General features: G+C 58.1%; 8 protein-coding genes and 1 pseudogene. 6 read left to right on the top strand and 3 right to left on the bottom strand.

What is annotated here, in order from left to right; genetic code table 11:
- From PQQ51_RS33665 to PQQ51_RS33675, 3 genes and pseudogenes are all read left to right on the top strand, one after another.
- A pseudogene (locus PQQ51_RS33665) lies at positions 1–174 on the top strand (haloacid dehalogenase-like hydrolase); the annotation flags it as partial.
- 14 nt (positions 175–188) lie between these two features.
- On the top strand, positions 189–1,472 hold the full coding sequence (locus PQQ51_RS33670; protein ID WP_408501516.1) for an anaerobic sulfatase maturase: 1,284 nt from the start codon (positions 189–191) through the stop codon (positions 1,470–1,472).
- Between the two features lie 702 nt (positions 1,473–2,174).
- Positions 2,175–2,546 carry an amidohydrolase family protein gene (locus PQQ51_RS33675; RefSeq protein ID WP_408501523.1) on the top strand — a complete coding sequence of 124 codons (372 nt, stop codon included), beginning with the start codon at positions 2,175–2,177 and terminating at the stop codon, positions 2,544–2,546.
- 409 nt (positions 2,547–2,955) lie between these two features.
- On the opposite strand, the gene PQQ51_RS33680 is transcribed toward PQQ51_RS33675, so the two are convergent.
- The 3 genes from PQQ51_RS33680 to PQQ51_RS33690 form a co-directional block, all read right to left on the bottom strand.
- Positions 2,956–4,737 carry a multicopper oxidase family protein gene (locus PQQ51_RS33680; RefSeq protein WP_408501517.1) on the bottom strand — a complete coding sequence of 594 codons (1,782 nt, stop codon included), beginning with the start codon at positions 4,735–4,737 and terminating at the stop codon, positions 2,956–2,958.
- An 85-nt stretch (positions 4,738–4,822) separates the two neighbouring features.
- The gene (locus PQQ51_RS33685; RefSeq protein WP_408501518.1) at positions 4,823–5,665 is read right to left on the bottom strand and encodes a peptidylprolyl isomerase; all 843 of its coding nucleotides are present in this window, start codon (positions 5,663–5,665) and stop codon (positions 4,823–4,825) included.
- Positions 5,666–5,758: 93 nt separating this feature from the next.
- Positions 5,759–7,825 carry an alkaline phosphatase family protein gene (locus tag PQQ51_RS33690; RefSeq protein WP_408501519.1) on the bottom strand — a complete coding sequence of 689 codons (2,067 nt, stop codon included), beginning with the start codon at positions 7,823–7,825 and terminating at the stop codon, positions 5,759–5,761.
- 651 nt (positions 7,826–8,476) lie between these two features.
- On the opposite strand from PQQ51_RS33690, the gene PQQ51_RS33695 reads away from it, so the two are divergent.
- From PQQ51_RS33695 to PQQ51_RS33705, 3 genes are all read left to right on the top strand, one after another.
- Positions 8,477–10,090 carry a serine hydrolase domain-containing protein gene (locus PQQ51_RS33695; RefSeq protein WP_408501520.1) on the top strand — a complete coding sequence of 538 codons (1,614 nt, stop codon included), beginning with the start codon at positions 8,477–8,479 and terminating at the stop codon, positions 10,088–10,090.
- Positions 10,091–10,422: 332 nt separating this feature from the next.
- Positions 10,423–11,586, top strand: coding sequence for a hypothetical protein (locus PQQ51_RS33700; RefSeq protein WP_408501521.1), 1,164 nt, complete (start codon positions 10,423–10,425; stop codon positions 11,584–11,586).
- Positions 11,587–11,727: 141 nt separating this feature from the next.
- The coding region (locus tag PQQ51_RS33705) for a hypothetical protein (protein ID WP_408501522.1) at positions 11,728–12,229 on the top strand (502 nt) is incomplete at its 3' end.

Here is a 12,229-nt window from a genome sequence, read left to right on the forward strand (position 1 = left end):
GAAACACTGGCACTGATCCTCCATCACGACGACGCTGACCGCGAGTTCGCTTATGACCGTCAATCAGAGCTTGCGCGGCTCGACAAGGCGTGGGACGAAGCCGTCGCACGTGGATGGGTTGTCGTTAGCATGAATCGGGACTGGAGGACGATCTATCCCGCATCCAAACCTTAGCACCAGGAGCCGTTATGCACGCCAGCAGCGACGTAATAGGGCAGCCGATTGACTTTGTGCCGAGGCAACGTTCGGGGTGGGAGCCGATAGCGCCCGCGCAAAAAGGACGCTTTCATGCGATGGCCAAACCCATTGGTTCGACGTGCAATATCAGCTGTACGTACTGCTACTACCTGCATAAGGAGCACCTGCTCGACCAGCATCGGGGGCGGAGGATGGAACCTTCGATGCTCGAACGATATATTCGCCAGTACATCGAGGCCCAGAATGGCGACGAGATCATATTTTCGTGGCAGGGCGGAGAGCCGACCATGCTCGGCATCGACTTCTTTCGCGACATCGTCGAGATACAGAGGAGGTATACGCCCATAGGTCGTCGGATTTCGAATGATCTCCAGACGAACGGTACATTGCTCGACGACGAATGGTGTCTGTTTCTCAAACGAAATGATTTTCTGGTTGGCCTCAGTATCGACGGTCCTCGTGAATTGCACGACACCTTCCGTCTGGATCGCAAGGGCCAGCCTACTTTTGACAAGGTGATGCGTGGGGTCAGTTTTCTGCGCAGGCACGGGGTCAAATTCAACACCCTAACAGTCGTCAATCGCATCAATTCAAAGCGTCCGCTCGACGTCTACCGTTTTCTGCGGAATGAATTGAATTCGACCTACATCCAGTTCATTCCTTGTGTCGAACTCAAAGTCTTTCGTGACGTCGCCCCGCAGCATTGGTCAAAAGACACGATGCCGATGCTGGGGACGAACGCCGCAAAGCCGGGTAATGCGGATTCCGTCGTGACAGACTGGTCGGTAGACCCGGATGATTGGGGCTACTTTCTGTCGCGAACCTTTGACGAGTGGCTCAAGAAGGACGTCGGCCGGGTGCTGGTCAACCTGTTCGAAACGGCGGTTGTGCAAACCATGGGGCGGCCAGCCCAAACCTGTGTGACGGCTGAGTTCTGCGGCAAGGCGCTGGCAATTGAGCATGATGGTGAAGTCTATTCTTGCGATCACTATGTTTATCCCGCGTGGTCGCTGGGCAACATCCGTGACACGCATCTCGGCGAAATGGCGTTCTCCACGCAGCAACAGCAGTTCGGTTACGCGAAGCGAGACGCCCTCCCCGAATACTGCCGCCAATGCAAGCACCTGAAACTCTGTTGGGGAGAGTGCCCGAAGAATCGCTTTGTACTCAGTCCTGATGGGGAGCCTGGTTTGAACTATCTGTGTTCTGGTATTCGTCGATTTCATGACCACGCAGGTCCGGTATTAAGAACGCTCGTAAGGCAATTTGCTTAAGACGCACTGGCCATCCCCGAAGAAAGTTGCCTTCGTTTTTATTGGGCCAGTGATGATTCACTACGGCATCAACGTCTGCGTCAGGCCAGCAAAATCGGGCTTTGTCCATGGCCGGCTGGTTTTTTCTCTTGTCGATTAGCGGTTGTCACTCTCAAGTATCCACCTGGGACAACAGCATGACATGGCGACCGCCATGGCGCAGTTGCGACCTCCGTCGTCTCCAACCCAGACGTGGGCATGGGTCGGCGGTAGTTGCCGTCTGGATATATAACCAACTGCCGACGACGATCAAGCAATGAACTGCTGGTCAGCGGCATAGCCAGACCATAGGCGTGCCTGAACCCAGGCAAGCGGCGGCTTCCGAACATCGATCTCAGTACTCTCACGGTCGAACGGCCGTTGTACCTCGAAAGCCGCCCTAAAATCAGAATCGACTCGACCAGCCGCTATGGGTCGATTGTCGTCGGTCGGAGTCGAAGCTGAGCAGGTACGATGCATCAGTCGGCACGCGAGCCGGGAGGCGACGGTCGTTCGACTGTGACCTATGGCTGAACTTCGACACGCTCCGGTCATTCGCCCCATTTTCTGCCAGGTATCCACGGATTTATTGGGCACCTGTCTGGCGGATCGGCTCCGCCAATTCGATCAACAGGCTGCGCAGCCATTGACCATGCGGGTGGACTTCTCGGTATTCCACCGTATCTGAATCGCGCCGACGTCTTCTCTGCGTGGCGCTCACATGTCCAGCAACTCGCCCGTTATCCCAATCTGAGCATCAAGATTGGAGGATTCGGCATGCTCTTTTGTGGCTGGGATTTTCATCTTCATTCCGTCCCGCCATCGTCTGAAGATCTATCGATTGCGTGGCGTCCATATGTCGAGACTTGCATTGAGGCATTGGGTCCGAAGCGATGTATGTTCGAAAGCAATTTTCCCGTCGACAAACAGAGTAGTAGCTATGCAATCCTATGGAACGCATTCAAGCGAATCACGAAAAATTTCTCCACAGAAGAAAAATCAAACCTTTACTTTAATACTGCGGTGCAAAAATATAAGCTAGGCGCGGTGATCTGAACCTGGCGTGCGGCGACCAGTAACGCCTCGTCGCTTAGCTCCGTACGCTTCTTGACGTTGGCAACTGAGTCGACACCGGCCGGAAGCCGGAGGGTTGGACCTGAACTGCGTGTGCCTGCTTGCAGCGTGGTCTTGTGCTCCCTATAACCTCAACTTCCCGACCCCCCCGGTGCGGACCCGCATGCCGGATGGTGTGGCATAGGGGGCAGTCGTATATGACTACCCCCTATGCCGCTTTTGCTCACCTCTACCACGCTGTTACCGGAAAACGGGACGCACGCTCCAAGACGCCTGCGATTTGCTCTGAACCCCATCGGAATCCACATCGCTCGCGAGACAATCTGGGAACGTCCGCTAGAGTTCGACCTGTTGGGCGCTGTCCATCGGCACGCTCCTGGTTCGCGGCTGCTTATTTCCCGCGCGGCAGCACGCGCACCGTTCCCATCATTCCGCCATCCTCGTGCTCGAGCAGATGGCAGTGGTAGACGAACGTGCCCACCACGTTCGGATCGCGGAAATCCATACGCAAGCGCACGCTGGGGTAGCTCAGCTCGGTGCTCCTGAAGTACGGCACGTTGACGGTATCGCGCAGGAACGGTTCATCCACCGGGTGCCCGTTCACCTCCATCACCTGGAAATGAATCTGATGAATATGGAACGCATGCAGTTCGGGTGAACGGTTTTCGATGATCCAGTCCTCAACGTCGCCTTGATGCACGGTGATATTCGGCACTCGGCTATGCGGGTCGAACAATTTGGGTTTCTGGCCTTCCACGGTGATGTAGAAATCCGTGGGGCTATTGGGATCATTCGGATTCGACGGTATTTCCGTAAAGAAAAGCTTGCGCGTCCGGACCGGCTTCACGTCCCGAAGCGGAGGCAGTTTGTCGGCCGGCAGCGGCGAATGCGCAGCGGGCAGCGTCGATGCCAGTTCGGGTGCCTGCGGGTCGGCCTTGATCAGGACGAGCGCACGGTTGGGGTCGTTTTCGCCGGCAGGGCCTGTATCTACCGTGCGGGTCACCAGCAAGCCGGTCACGCCCGGCGGCGGCCCGTTCATGATGAATTCGACGCGCGAGGCAGGCGGAATACCGATATGGTCGACCCACGGTATGGCGCCGTTGCCTTCCTTCTGCTTGGGCACGCCATCGATGGCGACAATTCCGATCGACTGCGGCTTGTGCTGGTACAGCAGCGCGAGATTCAGATAGGTGACCGACGACGAGTTCAGTACTCGCCAGAGCTGCCGCTGGCCGGGCTTGATCCGGATTGTGGCCGGCTCGTAGTTGGGATAAGGCACCGGCACGAAGTTGACCGACAGATCCTTGGACGGCTTGCCGAAACCCGTACCCGTGTTCTGCGTATCGCCGTCGTTGTCGAGCTGCGCCTTGGCAAGCGCCGGGGGTTCCGATTTGTTCGGCGGCGCATCCGGATGCAGCAGTTCCTGATCGCGGATCACCAGCACCCGCTCGGGCAGCGCGGCCACGTCGGGAATCGCGCGCTCGATGCCTTCGACGATCAGCGCGCCCGAAGCGCCGCCCCCCACCTGCTCGCTGCTGAAGCCGTGGACATGGGGGTGGTACCAGTACAGTCCTGGTGGCTCGTTCCTGGGTACCTGGAAGTTGTATTCGAACACTCCGTCGTCGGGCTGGATCGAGGTCTTCAGCACGTCGTCCTGATGGCACACGGGCGGCATGGTCATGCCGTGAAAGTGCAGATTGGTGGACGTGGCGGTCATCACGTCGCTGTCGCAGGGATTGCTGACCTTGCGCGGTTTGGCCGAGCAAATGGGGCCGGCCATCGGGTCGCTGGGCTTGGCGGCCGAGACGATCTCTTTCAGGTTGTTTTTCAGTCGGAGTACCACCCGATCGCCCGGATGTACGCGCAGCGTCGGCGCCTGCGCACCGCTCGGGGTCGTGTAGCAGTAACGCACCGATCCGTCCGGTTCGCGCACGTTCTGGATCGTCAGGTCGAGCTTCAGCACGCCGTGGCTGCTACGCAAATCAACCGGTTCGGGAACCGCGCTGCCGACCGCCGGGCGCGGACAGAGATCGATTTGCGGTGTGCTTTGCTGGGTGGGCGCGGCTTTGTTTTGCGCTATGCCGTTCCAACTGATGACACTGCAAAGGCTCATCAGGGCGACGCACGCAATGCGGTTGAGCTGGCGTTTGATACGGGACTGGCTGAAGCTCATGGATGACCGGAAAATATTCGATATGTTTCGCGAAAGTGAAGCGCAGCCGTCAGCCGGCAGGCCAACGGCTGACAGCACTACCTGGTCAGGATTTGACCGAGATCTTGGCCTTTGACTTCATATCGTCCAGGCTCTTGAGCAGGTCTTCCTGCTTCAGATGGTCAGTTAACGAATCCTTGATTTGATCGAAGGGCGGTACGTTGGCTGCCTTGGAACGGATATCGTCCACCACGATCACGTGATAGCCGAATTGCGACTTCACGGGTTGCTGCGAGATCTGGCCTTTGCCGAGCTTCGTCACCGCAGCGGCAAACTCCGGCTGCATCCGGGCCGGATCGAACCAGCCCAGGTCGCCGCCCTTAGCCTTGCTGATCGGGTCCAGCGAGTCGTCGCTTGCAAGCTTTGAGAAGGCCCTCGGATCCTGGTTCAGTTTGGCGATGATCGCCTTGGCCTCGTCCTCGGTTTTCACCACGATATGGCGAGCCCGGTATTCATTGCCCGATGCCGCGGCCTTGACCTTGTCATACTCGGCGCTCAGTTGCGCGTCGGTCGGCTGGTGGGTCGCGAAGAAATCCTTGACGTAGGCCTGCGCCAGGATCGAAGTCTTCGACAGGTCCAATTGATCCTGGACCTCGGGCGACTTGTCCAGGCCTTTCTGGCTCGCTGCCTGGGCCGCGAGAACCTGCATCGTCAGGTTGTCGACGATCTTCTGCTGGGAGTTCGGCGCTTCGTTGCGGACTGGCTGCTGACGCATCAGCATGGCGATTTCGCGCGTGCTGATCACGGTGCCGTTCACCGTGAGTCCTGCATCGGTTGCATCCTTCGACGATGTACCCGATGCGCTGCTGGTATCGGTTCCGCTGTGGGTACAGGCGGACATCGCGAGCAGGGCGGCTGCGCCCAGAAGTGTGTAGCGGAGACGATTCAACACTTTTCCTTTGCGGAGAGAGTAAACGAAGCGAGCCGGATACCGAAACCTTGATCGGTTTCGGCACCGGCTTTCAACGGAGAAGACCCGGGGTTACTTGGAAGGCGCCGGGAAGTCGAACATGTCGAACAAGTCGTTGATCGACGCGCCATTGGTTGGCACATACGGATTCGAACTTGCTACGACCGGGTTCGGCAGGTTGTCGCGACTCCGGGTGCTGATCACCGGCAGACCCCAGTTACGTTCGATGAACTTCAGGATCGAAACGTGATCGGTGTAGCTATGCGAGACGAAGCCCGGGTTCGCATACGGCGACACCAGCATGAACGGGATGCGAGTGCCGTCGCCGAAGAAGTCGAGTTGTTGCACGTAGCCCGAGTCGTAGTAGCCGCCGCCTTCGTCGAAGGTGATGAAGATGGCGGTGTTCTTCCACAGCGACGGGTTGGCCTGGACCGCATCGACGATCTTCTTCGAGAAGCCTTCGAACAGATCCAGCTTCGACGAACTCGGATGGCCGTCGACCCAGCCGCTTGGCTTGACGAACGACACTGCCGGCAGCGTACCGTTGGCGATGTCGGAATAGAGGTTCGTCGTATCCTGGAGGTGAGCTGCGACCTGAGCCGGGTTGCCCATGATCGACGTGTCGTACTGGAACGGGTTACAGATGGTGCAGTACTCGTCGCTGGTCGGACCTGCGACACCCCAGTTCGACTGGTACGGGTCGTTGACGTAGTTGTTCCACTGGTCACCGTAGTACTTCCAGCTCACGTTGGCGGTGTTCATCACATCGCCAATGCTCGGTACGGTCGACGGCGGAATCGTAAACACCGTGTTTTTGGGGCTGGTGTCGGTGTAGGCGTTGGCGCCATTGCCGAAATAGCCAGGGTTGTAGTTGTTCAGCAGGTAGTAGTGGCCTGCCTCGCAGTTGGACGCGACCGGCTTCGGCAGCGACCCCAGGTAGTTCAGGATCGGACCGACACCCGGCTGTGTCGAATCGGCACAGTTGGAGTATGAGCCACCGCCGAATGACGCAGAACCGAAGCTGCCGCCACCATAGCCGTCTTGCGTATACCAGTTGTTGGTGCCGGGAGCCGCGTTCGGGTTCTCGATTTCGTCGACCGTACCAGCATTGGCCGAGCCGCTCGCCACCACTGCGTTGTGCGGCGGAGTGAGCGCGTTGCCCTTGCCGTCGCTGAAGTAGATCATGTCGCCGTGACCCAGCATGATGTGGTTGGCGCCGGTACCACCGTTGACGGACTGGTGGAAGTTGTCGCTCATGGCGTACTGGTCGGCGAGCGACTTGAAGTACGGCACGTCGCCATTGGACATGTTGTAGAAGCCCAAGGCGCTCGAGCCTTCGCCGGTGGTGGTGTTGTTGAAGTTGGCCGGTTGGGCTGCGCCGTTAGCGCCAGCGCCGACCGTGGTTTCAACCCACGAGAAGAGGGCGCCGTCGCAGCCGGACGGATTGGACGCCGACGCATGGCTAAGACTGCAGTCCAGTTGCTGCCACATCTGGTAGAAGCGGTGAACCGGGCTGGCCGAGTAGTTGTCATAGCTGAAGCTTGCGCCGGTCAGCTGGAACGGACCGGTGGGCAGCGCGTTGACGTTGGCGATACGGCTGTCGGGCACGTTGCCGGTCTGGCCGGTACCGCCCGTCAACAGGTATTGGTAGTACTGGGGGTCGAGGCCGTTTTCGGTCTGCTGGGCTGTGCTCACCGTGCTGCCCGTCGGCAGGTAGCTGGTCTGCGGGCCACCTTGCAGCGGCGGAGGCAGTACCGAGCCGCTGAAGGTGCTCTGGGGCGGGCTCAGCAGAAAGGCGTCGGCCGATGTATCCGTGGCGGCAGCCTGGTTGGCGTGGCCGAAATTCGCACCCGGCGCACCGCTCTGCGTGACGATCTGCTGCGACAGCAGGTTCCAAACGCTCTGACCGGTACGCGGCTGGTAGGTGGCGAACACGTTATCGAAGCTGTGATTTTCTCCGATGATCACGATCACGTGCTGGATCGGCGTCTTGGGCGTAAACACAGCTGCGGTAGTCGGACCCGAAGTATTCGACTGGCCGTGACCGCCACAAGCCACCAGTATCTGACTGAGTGCCAGTGTGGTGAGGCTCAGGCCGACTTTGTGCATCGCGCCAGAGCGGAATGAATTGAAAGACATCGATACTCTCTGATTAAAAGTTGGGTGTTCTTATCAGGCGATTAGTCCAGCATGGGGAATTGCGTGGCGCGGCATCGACCTGCGGCGCCTGACTTGCGATTTTTTTTCGCGTCGAATTTGCAGACGGACCGGTTGGAATCGGGCATACGTCGATTTATTTCATCCGGCGTCAGGAGTATGGCCCCCAATTTTGAGAATGAAATGACGTGACCGTGGCAATGCGGTGACAGAATTCCAAAATGAAAGGGAAATCGAAGGCGGACGTGCGTTCGGCGGCGTGGTTAATGCGCAAGCGAACGAAACGCGTATGAGTTTCCGATCTGAAAAGTTGCCGTGAAGAGATACTAGATATCAGTTCAGCGAGATTGGCGACAATCTAACTGCGCTAACAAAGCGCTTTTCCTCTTGACTTGAATAGTCCTAATCGCGGCTGTCATTATCTGAATCTTGAGTTTCCCTTTCATCGTTATTGAATTTCTCTTTCATCGTTGACGACATTGTCACTCCGTATAGCGTTGTACAGATTCTTGTAGATGGCATTCACGCCATTTTTCAGCCACTCTCGCGCCCCTACCGCGTTGCTAGAATCCCGCGCTCCGAACCGGCAATCTCGCCTCCCTGAAGTGACCCACACGAGCTATGACCACAAGTATGAATTCGTCCCCCTCCGTTGACACGGTGCCCGATATAAACACCGGGGGCATTTCAAGACGCGGGACGTTGCGCTTGCTGCTTGGAGGCACCGCAGCGACTCTATTGCCCTTCGAAGCGCGGGCATTCGCGGCTGGTTCATCGCCGAAGAAGAGTCAAAACCCGGCGGTCTCCGACGGGCTGCCGCGCAGCCGTCCCGAGGCACAAGGCATCAGCCCGGACGCCATCCTTGCCTTTCTGGATGACGCTCGAAGCAGTGGTTTCGAGTTGCATGGTTTCATGCTGTGGCGCCACGGTCATGTCGTCGCAGAAGGTTGGTGGGAGCCGTATCGGGCTGACCGCATCCACATGATGCATTCGCTGACAAAAAGTGTGACGTCGGCCGCTGTTGGGTTAGCGATTGCAGACGGTCGCTTCGGCCTCGAAGACAAGGTCGTGTCCTTCTTCAAGGAGTATCTACCTGAAACTGTCAGCGACAATCTCGCCGCGATGACGGTGGAAGATCTTCTGACTATGCGCACCGGGCATGCATCGATGGTGTCCGGTTCCGTCTGGCGTCAGATCAAGACGAGTTGGATCGCCGAGTTTTTCAAGATTCCAGTGGTCTACAAACCCGGAACGAAGTTCGTCTACACCAGCGCCGCGACTTATATGTTGTCAGGCATCGTTACGAAGACAACCGGGCAGACGGTTGTCGACTATCTGAAGCCCCGCATCTTCGACCCACTAGGGATCAGCGGTTATGACTGGCCGACTGGGCCGGACGGCATTTCCCCCGGGGCTAACGGCCTTAGCTGGAAGACCTCGGACTCGCTGAAATTTGGCGTATTGCACGCGCAGGATGGCATGTGGAATGGGCAACAGCTTTTGCCCAAGTCGTGGGTGGACGCCGTGCATCAGCAGCACGTCCCGGGAAAATACGGTTATCAGTGGTGGCTGGGGCAGGATGACGCTTATCTGGCCGACGGGGTTTTCACCCAATATTCGGTGGTATTCCCGAAGCAAAACGCAGTGCTGGCCATTAACGCGGCCATTCCGTTGGACAGCGGGTTTTCGCAGTTGCTTTACCGGCATTTCCCCGCGGCTTTCCAGGACACGCCGCCATCCGGTTTGCCGCTGGATAATCGCAGCCTGAAGAAGCTGAAGGCGCGCACGGATAATCTGGAGTTGTTACCGCCGTTCGTGGCCACCACGTCACCCGTCATCCAGCATGTGTCGGGTAAAACGTATCAATTCTCGGACAATGCCGCACAGGTAAAGTCCGTACGCTTTGATTTTGCCGAAGACGCATGCGCTTTTTCATTGGTCGATGAGCGAGGCACTCACACGATCCGGGTTGGTTTGCGCCAGCCGATAGAGGGCAACACGACGATGACTGGCAACGATTTGCACCACGAGTATCAGCCGGACATCATGCGTGTGGTGGCAAGCGGCACGTGGCAAGACGAGCGCACGTTTGTCATGACTTGGACCTTTGTAGAGTCCGCGTTCCGGGACACCGTGGTCTGCCAGTTTGCAGGACCACATCTACGTATCGATCGCGGCGTCAACGTCAATTCGGCGGCGACCCAGATGCCAACATTGAATGGTCTGCAAGCGGGTCAGCCAACTTAAGTTCCGCTGCGTCGCAAAGCGAAGGAGGCGATAGACGAAAACGTCGCCTTTGCTTGCGAGATCAGCATGCGTCAAATTTTTGCGCTTGCGCAGGACATTTGAACCGCTAGCCGCCTGGCCGCGTTAGCGGCCAGTCTTAATCAAGATTCCTGACTATCCGAGCCAACGGCGCTACCTCGGACATGCTGGAATTGCTTCGCCCCGGAAGCCTTGATTTCGCAACCATACGACTGGGCGGCCCATCGTCTTGCTATAAATGCTCCCATTTGCCCGGCTTCCTCCGCCTCGACTAAGTTAACTAACGAGGAAGCCATTGGATGGGAGATCCAACGATGCGCGTTCAGTCCGGTCAAGTAGAAGGTTCCAGTTCCACCAACGATTCCCAACTGGTTCAACACAACCCGGCGGCACAGCCCTCGGGACTTCGCGGCCACCCCACCACCAACAACACGCCCCCCATGCTGCGAGGGCTTTCGTCGTTCTCGTCGTCCCGGCAACACGCCAGCGGTAGTTCCGCCTCAGCGCAGCCCAGTGCGATGGCCCATCATCAACAGCCCGCAGTAACCAGCCGATCCGCCCCCGCTGCAAACACCGCGGCCAGATTGTCGCCGCCGTTGGCGAAAATGCTAACGGCAACGGAACTTGCCGATGTGGAACGCACGCTGGGGCCGCGGGTGCGTGATTTGTCGACCGTCGATAAGACCGCGCTGTGGGTGGCCCGACTCAATACGCGAAGCGATTTTTCCACCACCATGGTCGAGGAGTTGAACGACGCGATGTCGCAAGGGCTTTCGCACGCGGTGTGGGGTTCGAAACCCGCGCAATATCTGGAGCAAGGCCTGGAAGGCGGCATCTACCCTCACATCGCGAAGGTCAAGCAGGAGTATGGGCTGGATGCAAAATTTGCCCTGATTCCGGTGGCCGAACGCGCGAGACAACACAAGGGCCGAACCTTCGAGGGGCCGAGCGGATGGCTCGTCAATACCGCACACATGTACGCGGCTGTTGTTCGGGAAAAAGCACTCTTGACCCGGTACCTCCGTTGCTCGCCCGATACGCCCGACCTCGAGGTCTATCAAAGGCTGCTCGCGCACTTGCCCAACATGAGCTATCCGGTAATGGACAGGAACCTGGAGGTCGCTGCCACACTGCTTGGATTTGGTCGTAGCAACGGCGTTGCTGTGGATCAATCGAAGCTGGGGCGTCACCCGGAAATCACCCGGTTCCACACCGAGGTCGAGAACATGCTGAATCAGGCCTATGAGCAAGAAGGCGCAGACAGCAGGGCACGTTATCCGCAGCTTCCTCAATTTACGAAATACGATTCGGCGGAAACCCGAGCGCTGCTCAACCGCTATCTGGGCGAAAGCCGGAGGGTGCACGCCGACCTCAACAACACGATCACTGCGTGCGAGCCGCTGGTCAGCGACGGGCATAGCCTCGAGCGGATTGAGGTAGCGCGACTGCTTGCCACGCTTTCTGGCGGGGCGGCTTGATTTTTCTTGCCATTGCTGGCGCGGCCCCTGATGAGTCATGTATCGCGCTTCGCATGACGCATAGCGACTTCGCAAAGGGAAAAAACCCGCAAACCAAGCCGGGCGCCACTATTGATTCCATCTCCATTTTCGGAGGGCACCATGTCAAAAATAAATTCGAATTCTGGCCCCAAGGTCACATTTCTTCCGCAAAATCCGCCGTCGACATCAAGTTCTGCCCCCACCCGACGCTCAGGATCGAGCAGTATTGGGGGGCGCCAGGTGCCGTCGGGTCCGCTGGCGGATATCAAGCCGAGGACTGGTCGTCGCGAAACAACATTCGTCACGAAGGAGGATCGTTATGCTCCCTCGGCCTACCACGTGGATTCATCGGGGAAAACCCAGCGGGCTCGGCAGGAGCATAAGGACGGCGCGGCCGTGACTTCCGTCAGAAGTCGCACGCAGGCCTTTGTCAATTCGGGGCACCAGATGCACGCGCTAAACAAAGCCGTCAACAGCGATATGCAAAGTTTGGCCGTGAAGCCCGACACGGCGCTGCGTATGGGCATCATGGATGGACTTGCTTCACCGTTTGCGGCTGCCAACAAGAAACACGTCGAGACCCTTAGCGATTCAAGCGGCCTACATCTCAGCCGCGGGGTAG

The sequence above is a fragment of the Paraburkholderia xenovorans genome (genome assembly GCF_046030735.1).
GTDB lineage: Bacteria > Pseudomonadota > Gammaproteobacteria > Burkholderiales > Burkholderiaceae > Paraburkholderia > Paraburkholderia xenovorans_A.

What these genes read in the sequence shown, in the direction of transcription:
- PQQ51_RS33695 (WP_408501520.1), top strand. Translation starts at nt 8,477, where the DNA reads ATGAATTCGTCCCCCTCCGTTGACACGGTGCCCGATATAAACACCGGG.
- PQQ51_RS33700 (WP_408501521.1), top strand. Translation starts at nt 10,423, where the DNA reads ATGCGCGTTCAGTCCGGTCAAGTAGAAGGTTCCAGTTCCACCAACGAT.
- PQQ51_RS33670 (WP_408501516.1), top strand. Translation starts at nt 189, where the DNA reads ATGCACGCCAGCAGCGACGTAATAGGGCAGCCGATTGACTTTGTGCCG.
- PQQ51_RS33690 (WP_408501519.1), bottom strand. Translation starts at nt 7,825, where the DNA reads ATGTCTTTCAATTCATTCCGCTCTGGCGCGATGCACAAAGTCGGCCTG.
- PQQ51_RS33680 (WP_408501517.1), bottom strand. Translation starts at nt 4,737, where the DNA reads ATGAGCTTCAGCCAGTCCCGTATCAAACGCCAGCTCAACCGCATTGCG.